Annotated in this window: 17 protein-coding genes and 2 pseudogenes; 7 read left to right on the top strand and 12 right to left on the bottom strand. The window is 47.5% G+C overall.

Annotation, left to right across the window (positions count from 1 at the left end):
- Window positions 1–128: 128 nt before the first annotated feature.
- The 10 genes and pseudogenes from rnhB to JCM12259_RS03885 form a co-directional block, all read right to left on the bottom strand.
- Entirely contained in the window at window positions 129–731 is a 603-nt protein-coding gene (gene rnhB / locus JCM12259_RS03925; RefSeq protein ID WP_025065499.1) for a ribonuclease HII, read from the bottom strand.
- 11 nt (window positions 732–742) lie between these two features.
- Window positions 743–1,957, bottom strand: a complete 1,215-nt coding sequence (locus JCM12259_RS03920; RefSeq protein WP_025065498.1) for an aminotransferase class V-fold PLP-dependent enzyme — start codon at window positions 1,955–1,957, stop codon at window positions 743–745.
- Between the two features lie 135 nt (window positions 1,958–2,092).
- A complete protein-coding gene (gene sufD, locus JCM12259_RS13690; protein WP_234396539.1) occupies window positions 2,093–2,998 on the bottom strand; it encodes a Fe-S cluster assembly protein SufD in 906 nt (301 codons plus the stop codon).
- Window positions 2,990–3,444: pseudogene (locus JCM12259_RS17150) on the bottom strand (Fe-S cluster assembly protein SufD); the annotation flags it as partial. The gene sufD and the pseudogene JCM12259_RS17150, both read right to left, overlap by 9 nt.
- Window positions 3,445–3,461: 17 nt before the next feature.
- Window positions 3,462–4,214: a Fe-S cluster assembly ATPase SufC gene (sufC, locus tag JCM12259_RS03910; RefSeq protein ID WP_024991619.1), complete on the bottom strand. Its 753-nt coding sequence runs from the start codon at window positions 4,212–4,214 to the stop codon at window positions 3,462–3,464.
- A gap of 132 nt (window positions 4,215–4,346) precedes the next feature.
- Window positions 4,347–5,791: pseudogene (gene sufB / locus JCM12259_RS13685) on the bottom strand (Fe-S cluster assembly protein SufB).
- 104 nt (window positions 5,792–5,895) lie between these two features.
- Window positions 5,896–8,850 (bottom strand): translation initiation factor IF-2, encoded by a 2,955-nt coding sequence (gene infB / locus JCM12259_RS03900; protein WP_025065497.1) that lies wholly within the window; start codon window positions 8,848–8,850, stop codon window positions 5,896–5,898.
- A 121-nt stretch (window positions 8,851–8,971) separates the two neighbouring features.
- The gene (gene nusA / locus JCM12259_RS03895) at window positions 8,972–10,237 is read right to left on the bottom strand and encodes a transcription termination factor NusA (RefSeq protein ID WP_025065496.1); all 1,266 of its coding nucleotides are present in this window, start codon (window positions 10,235–10,237) and stop codon (window positions 8,972–8,974) included.
- Window positions 10,238–10,388: 151 nt separating this feature from the next.
- Window positions 10,389–10,856, bottom strand: a complete 468-nt coding sequence (gene rimP / locus JCM12259_RS03890) for a ribosome assembly cofactor RimP (RefSeq protein ID WP_025065495.1) — start codon at window positions 10,854–10,856, stop codon at window positions 10,389–10,391.
- Between the two features lie 463 nt (window positions 10,857–11,319).
- Window positions 11,320–13,029, bottom strand: a complete 1,710-nt coding sequence (locus tag JCM12259_RS03885; RefSeq protein WP_025065494.1) for a Na/Pi cotransporter family protein — start codon at window positions 13,027–13,029, stop codon at window positions 11,320–11,322.
- Between the two features lie 83 nt (window positions 13,030–13,112).
- On the opposite strand from JCM12259_RS03885, the gene JCM12259_RS03880 reads away from it, so the two are divergent.
- Window positions 13,113–14,774, top strand: a complete 1,662-nt coding sequence (locus JCM12259_RS03880) for a nucleoside kinase (protein WP_025065493.1) — start codon at window positions 13,113–13,115, stop codon at window positions 14,772–14,774.
- Between the two features lie 74 nt (window positions 14,775–14,848).
- Here JCM12259_RS03880 and JCM12259_RS03875 read toward each other — a convergent pair whose 3' ends face one another.
- Entirely contained in the window at window positions 14,849–15,976 is a 1,128-nt protein-coding gene (locus JCM12259_RS03875; RefSeq protein WP_234396537.1) for a C1 family peptidase, read from the bottom strand.
- Between the two features lie 158 nt (window positions 15,977–16,134).
- A complete protein-coding gene (locus JCM12259_RS03870; protein ID WP_025065491.1) occupies window positions 16,135–16,839 on the bottom strand; it encodes an SIR2 family NAD-dependent protein deacylase in 705 nt (234 codons plus the stop codon).
- A 132-nt stretch (window positions 16,840–16,971) separates the two neighbouring features.
- Here JCM12259_RS03870 and bamJ (JCM12259_RS03865) point away from each other — a divergent pair, with 132 nt between their 5' ends.
- From bamJ (JCM12259_RS03865) to cysS, 6 genes are all read left to right on the top strand, one after another.
- A complete protein-coding gene (bamJ, locus tag JCM12259_RS03865; RefSeq protein WP_025065490.1) occupies window positions 16,972–17,577 on the top strand; it encodes a BamJ family beta-barrel-assembly machinery protein in 606 nt (201 codons plus the stop codon).
- Window positions 17,578–17,640: 63 nt separating this feature from the next.
- A complete protein-coding gene (gene bamJ / locus JCM12259_RS03860; RefSeq protein ID WP_025065489.1) occupies window positions 17,641–18,513 on the top strand; it encodes a BamJ family beta-barrel-assembly machinery protein in 873 nt (290 codons plus the stop codon).
- Between the two features lie 13 nt (window positions 18,514–18,526).
- Window positions 18,527–19,504: a BamJ family beta-barrel-assembly machinery protein gene (bamJ, locus tag JCM12259_RS03855; protein WP_025065488.1), complete on the top strand. Its 978-nt coding sequence runs from the start codon at window positions 18,527–18,529 to the stop codon at window positions 19,502–19,504.
- Window positions 19,505–20,032: 528 nt separating this feature from the next.
- Window positions 20,033–21,883: a 2-oxoacid:acceptor oxidoreductase subunit alpha gene (locus JCM12259_RS03850; RefSeq protein ID WP_025065487.1), complete on the top strand. Its 1,851-nt coding sequence runs from the start codon at window positions 20,033–20,035 to the stop codon at window positions 21,881–21,883.
- 43 nt (window positions 21,884–21,926) lie between these two features.
- The gene (locus JCM12259_RS03845; RefSeq protein ID WP_025065486.1) at window positions 21,927–22,931 is read left to right on the top strand and encodes a 2-oxoacid:ferredoxin oxidoreductase subunit beta; all 1,005 of its coding nucleotides are present in this window, start codon (window positions 21,927–21,929) and stop codon (window positions 22,929–22,931) included.
- 322 nt (window positions 22,932–23,253) lie between these two features.
- Entirely contained in the window at window positions 23,254–24,744 is a 1,491-nt protein-coding gene (gene cysS / locus JCM12259_RS03840; RefSeq protein ID WP_025065485.1) for a cysteine--tRNA ligase, read from the top strand.
- Window positions 24,745–25,102 lie beyond the last annotated feature (358 nt).

Raw genomic sequence — 25,102 nt, 5'->3', positions numbered from 1 at the left:
GCATCTGTCTGATAAATAAGGATATATAGATGCTATTGGTGTTATGTGTTTGGGGCTTTGGGACTACAACGTAATTGGCGAATGATGATTTGTCAATTCTTAATTGATCAATTCTCAAATGTCAGTTCTCAATCATCAAACAAGAGGTCCAACTCACCTAAAAGCTGGAAACTACGGCGGTGATAGGGACTGATGCCAAATGCACGGATGGCCTCGCGATGACGACGAGTGGGATAGCCTTTATTGCTCGCCCAATCGTACACGGGATATTCGCACGCCAGCTGCTGCATATATTCGTCGCGATGGGTTTTGGCCAGAATGCTCGCAGCAGCTATCGACTGATATTTTCCATCGCCTTTAACGATGGTGGTGAAAGGCAAATTCTGATAAGGAACAAACCGATTTCCGTCAACGATAATGGCCTGTGGGCGCACCCGAAGCTGGTCTAACGCGCGGTGCATAGCCAAAAAGCTGGCACGGAGAATATTGATTCGGTCAATCTCTTCGGGTGTAACCACTCCCACAGCCCACGCCAATGCGTCGCGCTCTATCGCCTGGCGGAGCTGCGACCGACACTTAGACGACAACTTCTTAGAATCGTTCAGCGCCGGATTATCATAATCATCGGGTAGGATAACAGCTGCTGCGAAGACGCTTCCGGCCAAACATCCGCGTCCCGCTTCATCGCATCCAGCCTCGATCAGACCGTTATAGTAATGTGGGGTAAGCATTCGACTCGCACTTAAAACATATTGCTTACACGCCGAATGCCTGCTACGAGTGCATCGATCTCTGCTTTCTTGTTGTACAAAGCAAATGAAGCCCGCACCGTTCCGGCAATGCCCAAGTGCGTCATTAGCGGCTGAGCACAGTGGTGCCCGGTGCGAACAGCAATGCCGAGGCGGTCTAATAGCGTGCCCATATCTAAGTGATGGATGTCGCGAACAAGAAAACTTACCACGGCATCCTGATGCTCTGCCTCACCGAACAGTCGTATCCCCTCAATTGTTTTCAGCTCCTGCACGGCATAACGGGTAAGCTCCTGCTCATGCCGTTGAATATTATCGAGACCGAGATCGGTCATAAATCGGATGGCCGTTGCAAGTCCGTGAGTGGCAATATAATCAGGTGTGCCGGCCTCGAATTTGAACGGGAGCTCGGCGAATGTTGTCTTTTCAAAGTCTACATTGGCAATCATCTCACCGCCGCCTTGATACGGCGGCAGGCGGTCTAACCACGACTCCTTGCCGTAAAGCACACCAATGCCTGTGGGACCATACATCTTATGTCCGCTGAAAGCAAAGAAATCACAGTCTAACTCCTGCATATCCACCTTAAAATGAGGAGCACTTTGAGCCCCATCCAACACCACGGGGACATCGTGTTCGTGAGCTATTCGGATGATGTCTTGCACGGGATTCACCGTCCCGAGCACGTTACTTACGTGGGCAACGCTTACCAATCGCGTGCGTGATGTAAACAGATTAGCATACGCCTGTATGTCGAGTTCACCGCGATCGGTCATTGGAATCACGCGGATGGCAATGCCTTTACGAGCCGCTTGTAACTGCCACGGCACGATATTAGAATGGTGTTCCATCACCGAGACAATCACTTCATCGCCCGGTTGCATCTCGCCGTCGCAGAAAGAAGTGGCTACAAGGTTCAGACTTTCGGTGGTTCCGCGGGTGAAAACAATCTCATTCGTCGAACGAGCGTTGATAAACCGGCGCACGGTTTCGCGTGCTTGCTCGTGCAAGTCGGTAGCTTGCTGAGAGAGATAGTGCACGCCTCGATGCACATTTGCATTGACATTGAGATACTCTTCACGCATAGCATCGAGCACACAAAGCGGCTTTTGCGTGGTAGCTGCATTGTCGAGATAAACCAACGGATGCCCATACACCTCGCGAGAGAGTATCGGAAAAGAAGCACGGATTAATTTATCATTCATCATTCACAATTCATAATTGGCACCTTCGATAGTAGACGTATCCCCTTTCATTATCTTAATCTCTTACTTTCTTACTCTTTTAATCCTCTTTTCATCTTTCATTAATCATCATTCATCCCTTTTCACCCTTTCACCTTTTCACTTTTCCATTCTTAATTGCCTGCATCCCTCACATCGATCGAGTTCACCACGGAAGCGTTTTTCCACTAAATGGTGCAGGCGATCGCGCAAAGGTGTGAGCTGCATTTGGTCGATCACCTCGTTGATAAAGGCAAATTCGAGCAAGAGCTTGGCTTCTTCAAGACTGATTCCACGCTGACGCATATAGAAAAGAGCGGCATCATTGAGCTGGCCTACAGTCGAACCGTGGGCGCATTTCACGTCGTCGGCATAGATTTCGAGCATCGGTTGCGTAAACATTCGAGCCTCCTTGGTGACGCAGATGTTCTGATTGCGCTCCTCGGAACTGGTCTTCTGTGCTCCATGACGTACCAATACGCGGCTCGCAAAAGCTCCGGTTGATCGGTCGTCGAGTACATATTTATAGAGTTCCCGACTGGTACAGCGCGGCACTTGATGGTCTATCATCGTATTGTTGTCTACGTGCTGTTGCCCGTCGGCCACGACACAGCCGCAGAGATTACATTCAGCACCCTCGCCTTTGAATATAAGGTCGGCACGATTGCGTGTAATTCCGTTGTGAAGTGTGATGACATTGTGATTCACCCGACTGTCGGCCTGCTGCTCAATATACACATTGCTCACCCTGACATTCTTGTAATGGGTTTCCTCCAAACAGTAAAGATCGAGCTGAGCGTTGGCTTCCACGTACGCCTCTATCACCTGTGTGGCCAGGAAATTGCGGTCGTCCATCGTGTGATCGCAGAAAAGAAACTTTGCTTCTGCACCTTCTTCGAGTACGATCAACACCCGACGGTTAACCATCAAATCGACATCCGAGCGGAGAATATTCACCACTTGAATGGTGCGATCTATCTTTACGCCCCGCGGAACATACACAACGAGTCCGTCTTCGGCCAGCATCGTGTTGAGCGCCGTTATCGCATCGTCGGCCGTTTGGGCCAACTTTGCATAATAACGGGCAATAAGCTCGGGCCGATCAGCAGCCACTCGGTTGAGCGAATCAACCAAAACGCCTCGGGCAGCTGTACTTTGGGTTGCGTTCGGGTGTAAAAACTGTCGTTGACAACGAAATACAGTGATGTACTCAGATTGGGAACGTCACAGCTGAAGACGTCGTATGGGTTGACGGGAATGTCGATTCGTTTGAGATTCAACCCGTAATCGGGCTCGAAAAGTTGCTGTATGTCGGTATATTTATATCGTTCTTGTTTACGCGAAGGGAACCCTTGGCGACGGAAGTCATCAAAAGCTCGGTCGCGAACGGCATTGAGCGGTGCAGCAGAATGGTCGAAAATCACCTGCCGATTGGCCTCATACAGGTCGATATATTGTTTTTCGCTTTGCATAAATTCAGTCTTCTTGCTTATTCACCGACCTCTGCTTTAATCCAGTCATAGCCTTTGGCTTCGATCTCTTTGGCTAATTCTGGCCCGCCGGACTTCACAATTCGCCCCTTGTAAAGCACGTGAATGACGTCAGGTTTGAGGATATCAAGCAGACGTTCGTAATGTGTTATGACTATAGTCGACGTATCAGCACGCTTCAATTTATTGACACCCTCGGCCACAATACGCAGTGCATCGACATCTAAACCGGAGTCTGTTTCATCCAAAATAGCCAATTTCGGCTCGAGCATAGCCATCTGGAAGATCTCGTTTCGTTTCTTTTCGCCTCCGCTGAAACCCTCATTCACAGAGCGATTGGACAATTTTGCGTCGAGTTCTACAATGCTTCGCTTCTCTTTCATCAGCTTGATGAAGTCGGCGGCAGACATCGGCGGGAGTCCCAGATACTTGCGTTTCTCGTTGATGGCAGCACGCATAAAGTTGGTCATAGATACACCCGGAATCTCAACCGGATATTGAAACGAGAGAAACAAGCCCTCATTGGCCCTGTCTTCGGGCTTCATTTCGAGTAGGTTTTTACCGTTAAAGTAAGCCTCTCCACGTGTAACCTCGTAGAGTGGATTGCCCACCAACACGGCCGACAGTGTACTTTTACCCGATCCGTTGGGGCCCATTATAGCGTGGGTTTCGCCATCTCGTACGGTGAGATCAATGCCCCGCAATATCTCTTTGCCTGCAATTGAGGCGTGTAAATCTTTTACTTGCAACATAAGTTTATGAGTTGATGAGTTCATAAGTTTGTGAGTTGATGAGGTAATGAGTTTGTAAATTGGTGCGTTTTAAGTTTTAAACGCTCATCCTTCACCATTCATCCGTCATCCATCAGCATTCATCCGTCACTCCTACCCTACTGTTCCTTCGAGCGAAACACTCAAAAGTTTTTGGGCTTCAACGGCAAATTCCATCGGCAATTTATTTAAAACTTCCTTGGCATAGCGTTAACAATCAGGCCGACAGCTTGCTCCGTAGGTATGCCTCGCTGATTGCAGTAGAACAATTGCTCCTCGCTGATCTTGCTGGTTGTGGCTTCGTGTTCTACGATTGCCGTGTCGTTGTGAATGTCCATATATGGAAACGTATGCGCACCACAGTCACTTCCGAGCAGCAGACTATCGCAAGAGCTGTAATTCCGGGCATTATCCGCATTGGCAGTAGCACGTACCAAGCCTCGATAAGAGTTCTGACTATGACCCGCACTGATACCTTTCGAGATGATGGTAGACTTTGTATTCTTGCCCATATGAATCATCTTGGTACCCGTGTCGGCCTCCTGATAATTGTTGGTAACGGCTACCGAATAGAATTCTGCTTGCGAATCGTCGCCCCGAAGAATACAAGACGGATACTTCCAAGTAATGGCGCTGCCCGTTTCTACCTGTGTCCACGACAGCTTCGAGCCGTTACCGCGCAGGTCACCGCGCTTCGTTACGAGGTTAAAGACACCTCCTCGGCCTCTCTCATCACCCGGATACCAGTTCTGAACAGTTGAATACTTCACCTCAGCAGCCTCTTTTACGATAATCTCTACTATCGCAGCGTGCAGCTGATTCTCGTCTCTCATTGGGGCAGTACAGCCTTCTAAATAGCTCACATACGCGTTATCTTCGGCCACAATGAGTGTACGCTCGAACTGACCGGTATTTCTTGCATTGATGCGGAAATATGAACTGAGTTCCATCGGGCAACGAACACCCTTGGGAATATATACAAACGAACCGTCGCTAAACACTGCACTGTTGAGCGCTGCGAAGAAATTGTCACTATAAGGAACGACTGTTCCCAAGTATTCGCGTACCAAGTCGGGATGCGTTTTAACGGCTTCGCCGATTGAACAAAAGATAATTCCTTTCTCGGCGAGCTTTTCCTTGAATGTCGTTTTCACCGAAACGGAGTCCATAATGGCATCTACTGCCGTTCCACTCAATGCCAAACGCTCTTCCAAAGGGATGCCAAGCTTCTCGAAAGTCTTCTCCATTTCGGGATCGATCTCTTTGTTTTTGGGCTTCTTAGCCAATGGATCGGCATAATAAGAGATGGCTTGATAATCGATTTCAGGCAATCGGACGTGTCCCCACGAGGGCTGTTTCAGCTTCTGCCAATAACGAAATGCCTGTAAGCGAAACGCCAAAAGCCATTCCGGTTCACCTTTTTTTACGGAGATCAAACGCACAACATCTTCGCTCAAACCTTTCTCGATGATATCCGTATGCACGTCTGTGGTGAAGCCGAACTCATATTTTTGTTCGGCTACTTGTCTCACATACGCATTCTTATTGTTATTATCCATCATTTACTGAATGATTAACCGATTGTAGGAACATACGCTACGTACGCCCCTACAATCGTCAGATACAAAATCCATACCACACTTCGGGATGGTAACAAATGTGCCTACAACTTCTGTTGAACCTCAATCTCGGTGAAGGTTTCGATAATATCGCCTTGCTGAATATCGTTGAAGTTGACGAAACTGATACCGCACTCGAAGCCGAAAGCCACCTCTTTGACATCGTCTTTATAACGTTTCAAGGCGTTGAGATCGCCTGTATGGATCACAATTCCGTCGCGAACGAGCCGCGCTTTGTCGCTTCTGTGCACCTTGCCTTCGGTTACAAAGGCACCGGCAACAGTTCCGACCTTCGATATTTTGAATACTTCGCGCACCTCAACTTCACCTGTTACCACTTCTTTCTTCACTTTATCGAGCATTCCGATCATTGCAGACTTCACGTCGTCGATGGCGTCGTAGATCACGGAATAGGTATTGATCTCTACACCTTCTTGCTCAGCCAGCTTGCGTGCAGCAGCCGACGGGCGCACTTGGAAGCCCACTATGATGGCGTCAGAAGCATCGGCCAAGGTGACATCACTCTCTGAAATCTGTCCAACGGCCTTGTAAATGACGTCTACTTTGATCTTTTCGGTAGACAGTTTGATGAACGAATCGCTCAGCGCTTCTATCGAACCGTCGGTATCTCCTTTGACAATGATGTTCAGTTCTTTGAATGATCCTAAGGCAATTCGATGTGAGATATCGCTCAGCGTCAATCGTTTCTGCGTGCGAAGACCTTGCTCTCGTTGCAGCTGCAACCGCTTGTTGGCGATGTCGCGAGCCTCTTGCTCGGTCTCTAAAACGTGGAATGTGTCGCCGGCTGTCGGTGCACCGTTAAGTCCCAAGATAATGGCAGGCTCAGCAGGACAGGCTTCTTCAATGCGCTGATTGCGCTCGTTGAACATCGCTTTGATTCGACCCCAACTGGTTCCGGCAATGACATTGTCGCCCACTCGCAGTGTTCCGTTGTTTACGAGCAACGTACTTACATAGCCGCGACCCTTATCTAATGACGATTCGATGATACTTCCCGTAGCCTTTCGATTGGGATTAGCCTTCAAGTCGAGCATTTCGGCTTCGAGAAGCACCTTTTCCAAGAGCTCTTTCACACCCAAACCCTGCTTGGCACTAATCTCCTGACACTGGTATTTACCACCCCAATCTTCCACAAGAAGATTCATTTGCGAAAGATCTTCACGTATCTTGTCGGGGTTGGCACCCGGTTTATCAATCTTGTTGATGGCAAACACCATCGGCACATTAGCTGCTTGAGCATGCGCAATAGCCTCGCGCGTGGTCGGCATCACACTGTCGTCGGCCGCAATGATGATAATCGCGATGTCGGTAACCTGTGTTCCGCGGGCACGCATAGCCGTAAATGCTTCGTGTCCCGGGGTATCCAAGAAAGTGATACGGCGTCCGTCTTCGAGCTTCACGTTGTAAGCACCGATGTGTTGAGTGATTCCGCCGGCCTCACCTGCAATGACATTAGTCTTGCGAATGTAGTCGAGCAGCGATGTCTTACCGTGATCCACGTGTCCCATCACCGTTACGATGGGGGCGCGCGATACGAGTTCCGACTCGTCGTCGGCCTCTTCGGTCACGGCTTCAGACACTTCGGCACTCACATATTCAGTCTTGAAGCCGAACTCTTCGGCAACAAGATTGATTGTTTCGGCATCCAGGCGCTGATTGATCGACACCATAATGCCGACACTCATCAACGTACCGATAACCTGATTGACCGATACATCCATCATCGTTGCAAGTTCGCTGACGGTGACAAACTCCGTGAGCTTCAGCGTTTTGCTGTCTTTGCGCTCGGCACGAGCCTCTTCGTTGAGCTTCTCCTGCACGGCATCGCGCTTCTCTTTGCGGTATTTTGCCCCCTTCTTGTTCTGATTCTGTTTATTGGTAAGCCGTGCCAGCGTCTCCTTTACTTGGCGTGCTACATCCTCTTCGTTCACTTCCAAAGGCTTGTGATTGCGCTTGCGGTTCTTGCTTTTCTTACCGGAGGCATTTTTGTTTGCGGCCGAATTACCGGTATTCGCAGGCTGATTGGCCGCAGCATTGATATCTACGCGCTCCTTGTTGATACGAACCCGCTTCTTACGCTCGCCTCCTGCCTGTCGGTTTTTCTCTTCGCGCTCTTTCCGCCGTTCTTCTTTCGACTTCTTCTTAGGCCGTGTACTCTGGTTGATTGCATCGAGATCGATTTTTCCGAGTACGTTTACCTTGGGCGCGTTGAGCATCGCCTTTTCGCTTTTGAGCTGGAAAATGGCTGGACCAGAATCCTTATCTTCGGTCGACCTAGACGCTGTTTGTTCGGTGGATTTCGGTTCCTCGTCGACAGAAGTATCTGCGGTCGGTTTCTCGGAAACCGTTACTTGCGTTGCGTCTAATGCTTTTTCGGGTTGCGAATCAGCGTTAGTTGCATTGTGATTTACTATTGGTTGCGCGGTAGATTCTGCCGACTTTGCAACCTCTTCATGATCAGAGGGTTGCGAAGTAGCTTTCATTTCGGCCGTCACAATGGATTTCGCTTCTTTCTGTTCTTGTGCAATGACCGGTTCGGTTGCTATCTGAACGGTTTCTTGCGGTGCTTCGGTAACTGGAGTCGGTGTACTACTGTCTTTTTTCGTAACCGTTTGCTGCGCAGACTCGACAGGTATATCGGCAGCCGATTTCTTACCGACGTTGTCGAGATCGATTTTACCCAGCGGTTTAAACTGCTGTTGTTTGGTCGATTTGAGCAGACTCTCTGCCCGATTGTCTTTGGCTTCTCGCGAAGGCTTCTTATCCTTGGGCTTCTTCGAGAAAAGGCGTTCGGCCTGGCTACGGACCTCTGCATCCTGCTTGAAAGCTTCGATCAGCGCTTGGTATTGGGCCTCACTGAGTTTGAAACTCAGTTCGTTTTTCACTTCTCCCAGTTCGTTTCGTTTCTCCAAGAACTCAACGGCCGTTTGAAGTCCGATGTTTAATTCACGTAATGCTTTATTTAATCTGATGCTCATTGAATATCTCTCTTTTCTGTTGATAGGTGTTGGGACGCATCGGCGTTACGTTCCGTTGGTAATCGTTTGCTGGTTGGAAAGAACGCACACGCCGCCGTGCGCTCCTATGACGGGGTGCCCATTACCGTTCAAATTCGGCTTGGAGCACGCGCAGCACGTTGTCGACAGTCTCCTCTTCAAGGTCGGCTTTCTCGATCAACATCTCCCGAGGAGCATTGAGTACAGCCTTAGCTGTATCAAGACCGATGGCCTTGATGGCATCAATAACCCACTGATCAATTTCATCTGCAAACTCATCGAGATAGATATCTTCGTCTCCCTCGTCGCCGGCAACTTCTCTGAACACATCGATTGTAAATTCGGTGAGCATCGAGGCGAGCTTAATATTGAGCCCGCTACGGCCGATTGCCAATGAAACTTCTTCCGGTTGGAGGAATACTTCAGCCTTATGATTCTCCTCATCGAGCGTAATGCTGCTCACGCGTGCAGGACTAAGAGCACGCTGAATGAAGAGTTTCGTATTGGAAGTGTAATTGATTACGTCGATATTTTCATTGCAGAGCTCACGCACAATGCCGTGAACACGACTACCCTTGACGCCCACACAGGCTCCCACGGGGTCTATTCGCTCGTCGTAACTCTCAACAGCCACCTTGGCTCTTTCACCTGGCATCCGGGCGATTCGCTTGATAGAGATGAGTCCATCACTGATTTCGGGCACCTCAGCTTCCAACAATCGTTCGAGGAACATAGGACTGGTGCGACTCAAAATGATCTTCGGATTGTTGTTTTCATTATCCACTCGCAGGATGACGGCGCGCAAAGTCTCGCCCTTGTGATACTGATCTGAGGGGATTTGTTCAGACTTCGGCAGAATTAACTCATTGTTTTCGTCGTCAACTACCAGCACTTCGCGTTTCCATATCTGATAAACCTCACCCGAAATAATCTGTCCCACGCGGTCCTTATACTTATTATATAAGGAGTCATGTTCAAGTTCGAGGATCTTGGAAGCCAGTGTTTGGCGAAGCGTCAGTATGGCGCGGCGTCCGAATTTGGCAAAATCTACGCGTTCGGAAACGTCTTCGCCCACCTCATAATCGGGTTCGATCTTCTGCGCCTCAGCAAGAGCAATTTGCTTGTTTTCGTCTTCCACATCTCCGTCTGCTACCACAATACGATTGCGATAGATTTCAAAGTCGCCCTTATCAGGGTTTACAATGACGTCAAAATTCTCATCGCTGCCGAATATTTTGGTCAAAACGTTGCGGAAACTCTCTTCGAGTACGCTCACCAAAGTAGTGCGATCGATATTCTTTGTGTCTTTAAACTCCCTGAAAGTATCAATCATACTGATTGTCTCTTCATCCTTTTTTCTTAGTGCCATATAAGTTTTTGAATTTTATTTTTTCTGAGTTCATTCGCTTTTAAGTTGATGAGCGGATGGGGTTTCGCTTTCGTCGAGTATAGAACAATAGTAACTCGAAAGTTCGTTTACTGCAACCTCCGCCGACTTCAAGGTTAAAAAACGAAAAGACTTACTTAAAGTCGATGATGTATTTCGTATATTTCACTTTGTCCATTTGATACTCGTGCACCACATCTTGCAGTTCGGGGCGCTTCTTTCCTTCTACTTTCACCTTTTCACGAACCGTGACCGTGAAGTCGTTCCCATCCACATTGGTCAAAATTCCTTTGATTTTCTTGCCCTCGGAGTCCATCACTTCCACCTCTTTCCCAATGAAATTGATGTACTGTTGCGGCACTTTGAAAGGCTGACCGAGCCCTGCCGAACCTACTTCCAGCTCATAATCTTCTTCGTCTCGGCTGAGATGATCCTCAATGTAACGGCTTAATTCTACGCAGTCTTCAATCCATACGCCCTCGGCGTGGTCGATTTCCACCACGATTTTATCGTCTTGGCTGATCTCAATACCTACTAAAAAGTAGTCTTTTCCTGTAAGCCACTCATCGACTAACGTTTTTACGATCTTCTTGTCAATCATAAATAATTTATTAAAAACAGAATGAGGAGCTCTTATCAGAGCCCCCCATTCCACTGAACGGTGCAAAGTTACGAACATTTCCGCACATAACCAAGCATTTTCTGAGATATTTTCGATCGGCCGATTCACATAAAACTCCCTGTGTTTTTTATTCCGATCGAAAAAAGTTTTATTTCAATCGAACAACAACAAACAGACACCCCGCTTCTCATTAACCGTTAAATGTCGCGCAACTAACCGTTAGTCACCCTTCGTTTAACCGTTAATTGTGCGCCGATTAACGGTTAGTTGCAGCGTGATTAACTATTAATCAGAACGGCCTCTCTATCTTTCTCTGCAAATAAGTATATACTGTTATGTTTTGGCGATAATAAAACGTAAAAAGAAAAAAGGCTGAAAAGATGGCACAGAGATGTTTTGTACCGTCTTTTCAGCCGCTCATATTTTCGTATCTAATCTCTAATCACGCTTCGCGTTGCCGCGTACCCATACGCGCTTCGACTACATTGACAACGTAATCGCCGAGCTTTTCACATTCGGCAATAATATCCATATACATCGTTCCGATAGCATAGGTATAGAGATGATCGTTTACATCGTTGATGTTTTCACTCTTTAACTGGTTGCGATAGTTGTTGATCTCGTTCTCAATGTTGAACGAACGGTTGACGTCGAGATTCTCCTTGCGGTCGTTGAGCATAATATTCATCTGCGAGAGAGCATCGTCGGTCAGTTCGAACATCTGATGAATGTGTTCGTATTGCCGTTCGGTGAAGTCTTCTTTGCTCTTTACTTTGCGGCTGATGGTGCGAGCTATGTTGTAACAACTGTCTCCGATGCTTTCAAGTTCGCTGATTTCGCGCAGCATCGCACGGATATTCGCTTTGGTTTCATCGCTTAAATGGGCATCGCTCACTTGATCGAGATACTTCGCTATTTCAATTTCCATATTGTCGCTGATGCCTTCATACTTTTCGATGCGTGTAAAAAGTTTGATGAAAGCGCCATCGTCGGTCGTACCGAGTAGCTCTCTAACCATTCCGAACATGCGTTGGATGCGCTCTGCAAACGACTGAATTTCTTTGCGAGCTTCCAACACCGAGAGTTCGGGAGTCTGCAAAATACCGCTGCTGATGAAGCGAAGTCGGAAGTCGTCTTCGTCTTCCGAACGGCGAGGTTTGATGACTCGGCACACGAGTTTCTCTATTTGAGGAATAAACCAAATAAGAATCATCGTATTGGTGATATTGAAAACCGTATGGAAAGCAGCCAAAACAAACGAGAGTTTGGCAGCATTTGCAATGAAAGCGGCGTTTCCTGGCACTAAGTTTTCATCGTAACCAACAAGTGAGCAAATCATATCTACGAATGGTCTGAACACACACAGCATCCAAATCACGCCGAAAACGTTGAAGAACATATGGGCGAATGCAGCCCGTCGAGCCTGTGTGTTGGCTGTGAATGCAGCGATGTTAGATGTCACTGTGGTACCGATGTTCTCACCCATGACCAATGCAATGCCTTGATATATGGGCAGAACGCCACTCGAACACAGGATCATCGTGATAGCCATAATGGCTGCTGACGACTGAACACACATCGTCAGCACGCTGCCGAGCAGCAAGAAGACGATCGTTGTGATAAAACTGTCGGAGTCAAAGGAGGAAAAGAAGTCGAGCACTGGCTGATTATGGGCCAGGTCCATATCGATACCCGTCTGGCGGAGTGTGCCCAATCCAAGGAACATAAACGCCACGCCGAAGAGGAAATCGCCTATATTCTTGCGCCGTTTATTATAAATCAGGATAATGGCAATGAAGAATGCGGGATAAACAAAGTCGGTAATGTTGAATGAAAAGCCTGCACTCATAATCCAGGCAGTGAGAGTCGTTCCGATGTTTGCACCCATTATGACCGAGATTGCCTGTGCAAGCGTGAGCAATCCGGCGTTAACGAACGACACGGTCATCACAGTTGTGGCTGTGGAAGACTGTACGGCAGCTGTCACGAACATACCGGTTATCATTCCTGTAAAGCGGTTTGTAGTCATCGCTTGCAGCACGTGGCGCAGCTGCGAACCTGCCATCTTCTGCAAACTTTCACTCATCGATTTCATACCGTACATCAAAAGGGCCAGCGAACCGATAAGTTTTAAGAAAATCCAAATCGACATATTTTTATCTAATTTAAGTGAGTTGCAATGTCACTTTATGCGCTTTTTGCTTACTTTTACGCAACATTATTCTTTAAAAAGAAATGAAACAAACAGTACAAATCCGTTGCAAAAATAATAAAAAAACTCAAAACGTTGCTATCGGAAGCACACTTTCTGACATTTTTCGTGACTTTCAGCTCGCTATGCCGTATGGACCTATCAGCGCAAAGGTCAACAATAAGGTAGAGGGAATGCATTTCCGGGTGTTCCATAACAAGGATGTGGAGTTCTTGGATATGCACTCTGCATCGGGTTCTCGTGCTTACACGCGATCGTTGTTCTTCGTTCTTTGCAAAGCCGTTCACGACCTTTATCCCGGCAGCGAAGTAGTAATCGACACGCCGGTTTCTAACGGTTACTTCTGCAATCTGCAATTGGGGCACCCTGTTATGCAGCAAGACGCCGACCGAATCCGCATCCGAATGCAGGAGATTATAGATGCACGATTCCCCATTCTGCGGCACGAAACCACCACAGAAGATGCTATCAATATGTTCCGTAGCTTGGGAGACGGAGCCAAAGTCAAGCTCCTCGAAAGCTCGGGAGCGCTCTATACCATCTATTATACGATTGACGATTATAAGGATTACTATTATGGGTCGATGCTTACCAATACTTCACAGATCTATCTCTTCGGAATTGAGAAGTATTATGACGGTGTTTTGCTGCGTATTCCGTCTCTTCAAGACCCCGGAAAACTTGGAGAGATGGTGCCGCAAGATAAGATGTTCGAGGTGTTTAAGGAGCATCACCGCTGGCAAAGCATCTTAGGCATCACGACAGTAGGCGACTTTAACGAGGCAGTGAAGCAAGGACACACCACAGATCTTATCAATGTGTCGGAAGCATTACAAGAGAAACGTATCTCACAAATTGCCGATCAGATTGCCGATCGCTGCGGAACGCGAGTGGTTTTGATTGCAGGACCGTCGTCAAGCGGCAAGACTACCTTCTGCAAACGCCTCTCGGTGCAGCTTTTGGCAAGCGGAATCAAACCCGTTCAGATATCACTCGACGATTATTTTGTGAATCGTGAACTCACACCTAAGGACGAAAAGGGAGAGTTCGACTATGAAAGTATCTACGCACTTGACATTCCGCTCATCAACGAACAGTTTCAAGCGCTCTTCCGGGGAGAAGAAGTGGAACTGCCGAAATATAATTTTCAGACCGGGAAGAGCGAAAAGGGAGGCCGCCGTTTGCAGCTTGCTGACAATAATGTGTTGGTAGTCGAGGGCATTCACGCACTCAACCCGCAGCTCACCGACCGCATTCCGGCTGCACAGAAGTTCAAAATCTATGCTTCGGCACTGACAACCATCCTATTGGATGACCACAATTACATTCCCACAACAGACAACCGACTGCTGCGTCGCATCATCAGAGACAATAAATACCGCGGTTGTACAGCACAGGAAACGATCCATCGTTGGCCGAGTGTACGTGCCGGAGAGAACAAGTGGATATTCCCGTACCAGGAAAATGCCGATGTAATGTTCAATACAGCAATGCTTTTCGAGCTGGCGGTTATCAAAGCACAGGCCGAACCGTTGTTGGAGATGGTGCCGGAGAATTGCGAAGAATACGCAGAAGCCTATCGGTTGCGCAAGTTTTTGAAGTATTTCTCTCAGATTCCGAATCGTAGTCTGCCGCCCACTTCATTGCTCCGCGAGTTTCTCGGAGGTTCATCGTTTAAGTATTGAACAGGTTTAGAGGAGCGAACGAGTAGACAAGTAAACAAGTGAACGAGCTCATCGCTTAAGTATCGAATGAGTTTTCAGTCCGCTAAATTCAAAAGATGAGGCTGTAACTTACTCACTGCTTCACGCCGCAAATACACGGCTACGGTCTTCAAATAAACGTATTCGCGAGACAGATACATCCATCCGCCGTAGCGGTTGTGCGTTCCCCACGAGTTCTTGGCTATGAACCAACGACGCCCTTGATGGTCGCGGGCCAGGCCAATGAGCTCCATCACGTGGTCGTCGGTGGTCTTACGACGCTCGAAAAGACGCTGTCTCGCCGCCTGCGTGCAGACCGCTCGAGGAACGATGTCGGCCTTTCCGTCCTCGAAAGAGAAGCCGGGCTCGCTCATATCTCCCTCCCAACACACGGCGTGTCCGGCCGAGAGGGCCGCCTCAATAAGGTTTGTCAACTGCCCGATAGGCACATTCAAGAACGCATCGCGTGTACGGTTATCGGGCACTTCAAGTACGAACGTTCTTCCGAAAGGATGGTGCGTGAAACTGGTCAACCCCATATATTCGTCGCGTCTGCACACACTCTCGCCGAATTGCAGCGGTGTATACTCCATCCCCAACATATAAACGTGCTGCGGTTCGGGGCCAATCTCGTCGTCCATCATCGTTTGACCGCGCGCGATGAGAGCCGAAAGCGAGGGTTGCGTACCGGCAATGCGCAGCAGTTTGCGTGTCAGTGCGTCATAGTTCACAGGCTTTGGGTTGCAGTAAGCATCGTAAGGCATCGCCCCATATGCCACCAGAGCGTGTTGCGCCATCAGTGACGTGCCTCGCAGCGAGATGCCGCTCCGTCCGCCGGAGAGGAAACATCGCCGCGTTTCATCTTCTAAAACACGCCGTGCGAGATAGTCTGTGGAGAGATTGACAGAGTCTCCTGACATTAGATGTTCGCTCTCGACAGTAGCTAAAAAACCATAGAGCCAGCACAGTTGACTGCGCCCTTGGTCTTTCACCGGTGTAGTTTTGACAAGCCGTTCGGTGACAAATTCATTGCGCTCTACCACCTTTTTCGTTGGGCGAGAACATCCGGTGAAGAAGAAAAGAGCAGTAACGATCAACAGTTTTACCATCTTCGACTTGATCGTTGCGACTTGTTCATTTGTTTTGATTGCCTTAAAAGCGAGCATCTTTCTGTATCTTTGCATCGGAATCAATGATTGATAACTACTTGTTTTAAATCTTACAGTGAATCAATGAGATAAGAGTGCTGTTACAAGTAAGCGTTAAACGCACTGCAACTCATGCTTAGTTGCACGCTGATTAACGGTTAATTGCATCGCAAGTAACGGTCAATTATTAATTATTAATTCTCAATTATCAATTGGACAAACTCTCTCATGCCGGCGCTCGCACCCTTAGCGATGTGCACGATATGGGTGTTTGTGCGAGCGATTACGGGTTCGGGATCGATCATATAAATAGGTGTGCCGGGACGAACATAATGCACCAAACCTGCGGCAGGATAAACATTGAGCGACGTACCGATGATGACGAAGATGTCGGCTGTGCCCACTTCGGTGGCCGCAGGCTCTATCATCGGCACCGATTCGCCGAAAAACACGATGAAAGGACGCAACAACGAGCCATCGCCGGCACGCGTTCCGGGTTGTATGTCTGGATTTTCGGCCGTGAGTTTTTGAATGAAATGCGGGTTGTAAGGATCGCGTTCGGAGCACACTTTGGCCAATTCGCCATGCAAATGAATGACGGTTGACGAACCGGCACGCTCATGCAAATCGTCCACATTCTGCGTGATGACCGTCACATCGCAGTTTTTCTCCATGTCGGCAATGAGTCGATGTCCCTCGTTTGGTTGTGCATTAAAGAGCTTCCGACGCAACATGTTATAGAAATTCGTGACAAGTGTGGGATCGTTTTCCCATCCTTCGTGCGATGCCACTTGCTCAACGGGATAGTTTTCCCATAGTCCATCGGCTCCGCGAAACGTCTTGAAACCGCTTTCGACAGACATTCCCGCACCGGTTAAAAATACGATTTTCTTTCTCATTGATGCCAGGTTTAAATGATGAATAATGTACAAAAATAGCATTTTTCAGTGATTTGCACGTGCACTATCAATAAAAAGTAGTATCTTTGTGCGTTTTTAAACATTTCATATTTATTCGAAGACAAAATCTTTATGGACAAAGTGAGTTATGCCTTGGGGTTAGGCATCGGTCGACAGTTGTGCGATATGGGTGCGAAAGCATTGAATATCGACGACTTCGCACAAGCTATCAAAGACGTGATTGGCGGTGTTGAGCCGCAAATCGGTGATCAGGAAGCGCAGGAAATTGTGCAACATTTTTTTCAGGAGCAGGAAAAGAAGCAGCGTGCAGCTGCTGCGGAGAAATATAAGGATAGCAAAGACGCCGGCAAAAAATATCTCGACGAGAATGCGAAAAAGGACGGCGTGGTGACCCTTTCGAGTGGTTTGCAGTATCAAGTGTTGAAAGAAGGCAATGGCAAACGTCCTCAAGCAACCGACAAAGTGAAGTGTCACTATGAGGGAATGCTGATTGATGGCACGATATTCGATAGTAGTGTGCAGCGCGGCGAACCTGCAACATTCCCGTTGAATCAGGTGATTGCCGGTTGGACAGAGGGTTTGCAGCTCATGCAGGAAGGTGCCAAATATCGCTTCTTTATTCCTTATCACCTCGGTTATGGCGAACGCGGAGCCGGCAGTTCGATACCTCCTTTTGCCACATTAATCTTCGATGTGGAACTGATTGCTGTGGTTTGAATCGGCGATCGACATGCAAACGAATATTCAATAACAATTAATAAAACATAGAGTAAAGCTAACATGAAGAAACTTTCAATTGTAGCCGTTTTGGCTATCGCAGCTGCAACGATCACGTCTTGCGGCAATTCAACTCCCAAGGCAGACTTGAAGAGTGACTTGGATTCGATGAGTTATGCAATGGGCTATTCCCAAACGCAGGGTCTGAAAGAATATATGGTGGGTCGACTGAATGTGGACACCACATACATGGACCAATTTATCAAAGGTATTAACGATGGAGCGAATGCCGGAGATGATAAATCTAAGACTGCGTATTATGCCGGAATACAGATTGGTCAGCAGATTAGCAACATGATGATCAAGGGCATTAACCATGAAGTTTTCGGTGAGGACTCCACCAAGAGCATCTCAATGAAGAACTTTATGGCTGGTTTTATGGCTGGTACTACGGGTAAAAAAGGTCTCATGACGATGGAACAAGCACAGCAAATCGCACAGACCAAGATGTCGGCTATTAAAGCGAAGAGCATGGAAAAACAATATGGACCGAATAAAACAGCCGGTGAAAAGTTCCTCGCTGCTAACAAAACGAAGGCCGGTGTGAAGACTTTGCCATCCGGAGTACAATATAAAGTCATCAAGGAAGGTAATGGCCCGATGCCCAAAGACACATCTCTAGTGAAGGTGAATTATGAAGGTCGCACCATCGATGGTAAGGTTTTCGACAGCTCTTATGCGCGTAAACAGCCCTTGGAATTGCGTGCTAATCAGGTGATCAAGGGTTGGACAGACGCACTTGTACACATGCCCGTTGGCTCGGTATGGGAAGTTTACATTCCGCAAGAGCTTGCTTACGGCGAGCGCGAACAAGGAGATATCAAGCCTTTCTCGGCTTTAATCTTCAAGATTGAGTTAATCAGTGCCGGTAAGTAATCATCGACGCATCATGAAAAGGATTTTTTTACTGACATTGGTTTTCGTTGTTGGCGCTTCGATCAACACAGTTTGGGCCGGTAAGAAGAAAGAAAAGAAAGAGTCGAAAGGGAAGACTGAGCAGGCTGTTGTGAAGCTTTCGTCATCTGTTGACTCGTTGAGCTATGCCGCAGGAAAGGCTGCCACGCGCGGACTTATTCCTTATGTGCAACAGCAGTATCAAGTAGACACGACTTATATGGCTGACTTTGTGCAGGGATTTAAAGATGCGTTGGGCAAGACAAACGATCTGAATTACACGGCTTATTTGGCTGGTGCGCAAATCGCTCGAATGGTTCAGCAGCGCATTTTGCCCGGAACTAAGAATGATTTCGCCGGTACACGCGATTCAATCAACAGCAAATTGTTCATCTGCGGATTCATTTCGGCTCTCTCGAAAGATACGACACATTTCACCGATGATGCCGCTCAGAAATTCTTCGAGCAGCGTCTCAAGGCCGACAAAGAGGCTGTCGTCGCACAGTATAGGACTGAAAACGAAAACTGGTTGGCTGAAAATGCCAAGAAAGAAGGCGTGAAAACCACAGCCGATGGCTTGCAATACAAAGTGTTGACACCTGGAACAGGTGCTGTTCCGAAGCCTACCGACCAGGTGGTTGTGAAATATGAGGGTAAACTCATTGATGGAACGGTTTTCGACAGTTCGTATAAACGCGATCCGCAAACGGCTATATTCCGTTGCAATGGCCTGATTAAAGGTTGGACAGAAGCATTGACGATGATGCCGGTGGGTAGTAAATGGGAACTTTATGTTCCTCAGTCGCTGGCTTATGGAGCAAGTCAAGTCGATAAAATCAAACCTTATTCCACGCTGATTTTCACCGTAGAGCTGCTCGAAATCCAGCAATCCAAACCGGAAATGGAAGATGAAGACATCTCTGTTTCTGCTAAGAAACCTGTGGTAAAGAAGTCTTCGCGCAAGCGCAAATAATCTCCTTTATATATAATAAGGTATAATCGTCAGTTCATAAGTTGATCGGTTGACTCGTTACTGCTTGTCGATCGTTGTGCGATCTCTTGGATTCCGCATCGACAAGAAGCAACTCGAAACCCGATGAAACTTATGAACTGATTTTTTTGTACTACCTTCCCACCTTTCAATTCATCGTTATTTGCACGCCGATCCACCGTTAATCAAAGTGCAATTAAGCATGAATCGCACGTCGATTAACTGTTGCTTGCAACCCAATCAATTCTTGTCTACTCGTTTACCAGCAAATGCGTCTATTTCATCCAACCATGACTTGACATTTGTCAAGCATCAAAATCCGTTTTAAGTTGATTTAAATCATGATTTTGGAGGTAAACTATCGATTTTTTACTCTTTTCATATCAAAATGCAAGTAAATGACATGTTTGTAAGCATTAAATTGAAAATAAACTGTTTTTCATTTTGCCGTGTCTTGAATTTAAACTATATTTGCCAGCAGAATATACAAAAATCTTATATTTACATATTATGACAAATGAGTTAGAAGTAAAAGAGTTAGAGCGGGTTGTTGTGCGTTTTTCCGGCGATTCCGGCGATGGTATGCAATTGGCCGGTAACATTTTTTCCACCGTCTCGGCCACGGTGGGCAACGGAATCTCTACGTTTCCCGATTATCCCGCAGATATTCGGGCCCCGCAAGGGTCGCTTAACGGAGTGTCGGGTTATCAAGTACACATCGGCACAGGCGAAGTGTTGACGCCCGGTGACTATTGCGACGTGCTCGTTTCGATGAATGCAGCTGCATTGAAAACACAGTACAAGTATGCCAAACCGCAAGCAACGATCATCATCGACACTGATAGTTTCGGTCCGAAAGATCTGAAAAAGGCCGAGTTTAAGACCGAAGACTATCTCGGCGAACTGGGAATCGATCCCGATCGCGTGGTGGCTTGTCCGATCACTCAAATGGTGAAAGACTGCCTGAAAGACAGCGGAATGGACAATAAAGCTATTCTCAAATGCCGAAATATGTTTGCCGTAGGTATCGTTTGTTGGCTTTTCAACCGCGATGTAGAGTTAGCGGCAGACTTTCTAAGAAAGAAATTCGCGAAGAAACCGCAGGTTGCGGAGAATAATATCAAGGTGGTGCAGGCCGGATATGATTACGGTCACAATACACATGCATCTGTTCCGGCCACTTATCGCATAGAATCGAAAAGCAAAGTGAAGGGCCGTTACATGGATATTACGGGTAACAAAGCCACCGCTTACGGATTGATCGCAGCGGCAGAACGTGCCGGATTGCGGCTGTTTCTCGGCTCTTATCCCATCACTCCGGCTACGGACATCCTCCACGAGTTGGCTAAACACAAGAGTTTAGGCGTTACCACCGTGCAATGTGAGGACGAAATCTCGGGCGCTGCGAGTGCTGTGGGTGCTTCGTTTGCCGGTGCTTTGGCTGCAACTTCAACTTCCGGACCTGGTCTTTGTCTGAAATCCGAAGTGATTAATTTAGCTGTTATCGATGAGCTTCCATTGGTTATCATCGACGTTCAACGCGGAGGTCCATCCACAGGATTGCCTACCAAGAGCGAGCAAACCGATTTGTTGCAAGCGCTCTATGGTCGAAACGGTGAGTCGCCGATGCCTGTCATCGCAGCTACTAGTCCCACCAACTGTTTCGATGCAGCCTATATGGCTTGTAAGATAGCCCTCGAACATCTCACGCCCGTTATCCTTCTGACCGACGGATTCATTGCAAACGGATCGGCAGCGTGGCGTTTACCCGATATCAATAAGCTCCCAGAGATTCATCCTCACTATGCAACGGCCGAGATGAAAGGTGCTTACAGCCCTTACAAACGCGATCCGAAGACCGATGTTCGTTACTGGGCCGTACCGGGACAAGAGGGTTATGAGCATATCATTGGTGGCTTGGAGAAAGACAGCGACACGGGAGTTATCTCCACAGAACCCGATAACCATAATCTGATGGTGCATTTGCGGGCCTCCAAAGTGGCCAAAATCGAAGTGCCGGATGTGGAAGTTCTCGGTGATAAAGACGATGCCGAGCTGCTCATTGTGGGCTTCGGCAGCACCTATGGACACCTTTATTCGGCAATGGAAGAGATGCGCAAGTCCGGTAAGAAGGTGGCAATGGCACAGTTTGAGTTCATCAATCCGTTGCCGAAAAACACCGAAGCTGTGCTCAAACACTATCCGAAGGTGGTTGTAGCAGAGCAGAATCTAGGCCAGTTTGCTAGGTACCTGCGAGGCCAAATCGATGATTTTGTACCTTATCAATACAATGAAGTGAAGGGCCAGCCATTCGTTGTTGCACAGCTGGTTGAGGCTTTTGACAAGATATTGAGAGACTAAACAACTTAAAAACGAATCAACTAAACAACTCAAAAACTAAGCTATGACCTATACAGCACAAGATTATAAGAAGGGACAACCACGTTGGTGCCCCGGCTGCGGAGACCATTTTTTTCTTGCATCGTTGCACAAAGCGATGGCCGAACTGAATATCCCGCCTTACGAGACGGCCGTTATCTCCGGCATTGGATGTTCAAGTCGATTGCCGTATTACATGAACACGTATGCGATGCAGACCATTCACGGTCGTGCGGCAGCTATTGCTACGGGGGCAAAAGTCACCAATCCCAATCTTACAATATGGCAAGTGAGTGGTGATGGAGATGGTCTTGCCATCGGTGGAAACCATTTTATTCACGCGCTTCGACGCAATATCAACATCAATATCATCCTTTTGAACAACCGTATTTACGGATTGACAAAAGGCCAATATTCCCCAACTTCACCGCGCGGATTCGTTTCCAAGTCATCGCCTTACGGTACGGTGGAAGATCCTTTTAGGCCAGCTGAATTGGCATTTGGTGCTCGTGGCAAATTCTTTGCACGTGCCGTGGCCACCGATAGTGCTGGCGTGGTGGAGATTATGAAGGCCGGTTGCCAACATAAAGGCGCTTCGGTGTGCGAGATTTTGCAGCATTGCGTGATCTTCAATGAGGGTGCTTACGACTCGGTTTATACCAGTCCAGGCCGCAAAACCAATGCCATCTACTTGAAACAAGGCCAGCCGATGCTCTTCGGAGAGCACAATGAGTATGGTCTGATGCAAGAAGGCTTTGGTTTGAAAGTGGTTAAGATCGGTGAGAATGGCATTACGGAAAACGATATTTTGGTGCACGACGCACATACGGAAGATGCTACGCTCCATATGAAATTGGCCTTGATGGACAATGAGAGCGGTTTCCCTGTTGCTTTGGGAGTTATTCGCGACGTAGCCGGTCCCACTTATGACCAAGCCGTCAACGAGCAAATCGAAGAGGTGAAAGGCAAGAAGAGCTATCATAATTTTACTGAATTGCTGGAAACTAACGATATTTGGGAAGTGAAGTAAAGGATCATTCAGAATCGATAATTGATCATTCGAAAAGGCGAAATGATCATTGAAAGAGAATAATTCATCATGGCGAATTGAGCGTTTTTGATAGGAATTTCTCAACACTTCATGTTCACTTCTCAATGATCAACCCTACTGCCAGTAACAACTCACTGTTACTTGCCATGCGAAAAGTCGTTAGATGCACTGTGATTAAGCGTTAATCGCAGCGCGTTTAACGGCTTTTCAGAATGCACATTCTACTGTTTTTTATACTCCGAAAGTAGTGATCATCCGATAAAATCGCTACCTTTGCATGCAAATAAATAGGTTTACAGTCATGGAACAGAAGTTTTTTGTCTATAATACGTTGACTCGTCGCAAAGAGTTATTCATCCCGTTGCACGCTCCGAATGTAGGAATGTACGTCTGCGGACCCACTGTTTACGGTGATCCTCACCTCGGACATGCGCGCCCGGCGATCACTTTCGACGTGCTTTTCCGCTATCTTCGACACCTAGGTTATAAAGTGCGGTATGTCCGTAATATCACTGATGTGGGTCACTTGGAGCATGATGCCGATGAGGGCGACGATAAGATTGAGAAAAAGGCACGGTTAGAACAACTCGAACCGATGGAGATCGCTCAGCATTACAGCAATCGCTATCACGATGCCATGGCTGCACTCAACGTGCTTCCGCCCAGCATCGAACCTCAGGCAACAGGTCATATTATCGAGCAAGAGCAGTTGGTCAAGGAGATTTTAGACAACGGTTATGCTTACGAAAGCAACGGATCAATCTATTTTGACATAGAAAAGTATAACAAAGAGCATCATTACGGCATTCTTTCTCACCGCAATCTGGACGACATTATTAATAATAGTCGCGAACTGGATGGCGTCGGCGAGAAGCGCAATCAGGCCGATTTTGCACTTTGGAAGAAAGCGCAGCCCGAGCATATCATGCGTTGGCCCAGTCCATGGAGCGATGGATTCCCCGGCTGGCATTGTGAATGTACGGCGATGGGACGTAAATATCTCGGTGCACATTTTGATATTCACGGGGGCGGAATGGATTTAGTCTTCCCGCATCATGAATGCGAAATCGCACAGGCTGTGGCCAGTCAAGGCGACCAAATGGTACATTATTGGATGCACAACAACATGATCACCATCAACGGACAGAAGATGGGAAAGAGTCTCGGGAACTTTATCACGCTCGAAGAATTCTTTACCGGCAGTCATCCCAGCCTGCAACAAGCCTATGCTCCGATGACGATCCGCTTCTTTATTCTATCCGCTCACTATCGTGGAACGGTTGATTTCTCTAACGATGCACTGCTGGCGAGCCAGAAAGGATTAGATCGTTTGATGACTGGAATGACCGATTTAGATCGTATCCAACCGTCGGGCGCCTCGGATGAGGCCACGCATCGGTTTGTGGCTGAGTTGCGACAGCGTTGTTATGATGCGATGAACGACGATCTGCAAACGCCCACCGTTATTAGTTGTTTGTTTGAAGCGTGTCATGTCATCAATTCTGTGATCGATCACAAAGCCGCCATCGATGCTGCCGATCTGAAAGAATTGTCCGACACGATGCATCTTTTTGCATTCGATCTTTTGGGTTTGAAGCCAGAGAAAGGCATCGACAACAGCGTTCGCGAAGAAGCTTTCGGTAAGGTGGTAGATATGGTTCTCGAGCTCAGAGCTAAGGCCAAGGAAGCCAAAGACTGGGCAACGAGCGATCGAATACGCGATACGCTCGCACAAGATGGCTTTGAAGTGAAAGACACCAAAGACGGTGTGACGTGGCGATTGAATAAGTAGCAAAAGCGGATCGGATGCGAAGTGGCCTCTCGGTTGTATTGATCCGATTTTCAACAATTTATAAACCGTATTCCGATTCATGCTTAAACGCCATGCAAGTAAGCATCATTCGTATGGCGTTTGAGTGTTACTTGCATAGCGTTTAACAGCGAGTTGTGATCGCATGACGATATCTTCGATTTTCACCATGCGTCTGATGGGGTAAGGAAGCGGGATATTTGAACTCGTAATAAGCCGTTTCCTAACTTTTAAATCGCATAAAACTTGATCTAAGTCAAGAAATTTGCGCGCGAGCAAAAATAATGATCGGAAAAGTTGTTGACATAAAAACAAGATGATATCTTTGCACCGTGTTCGC

It is taken from the genome of Hoylesella enoeca JCM 12259, assembly GCF_000613405.1.
Lineage (GTDB): Bacteria > Bacteroidota > Bacteroidia > Bacteroidales > Bacteroidaceae > Prevotella > Prevotella enoeca.
The sequence above is the reverse complement of the archived record's forward strand: the minus strand, read 5'-3'. Positions and strand labels throughout refer to the sequence as shown.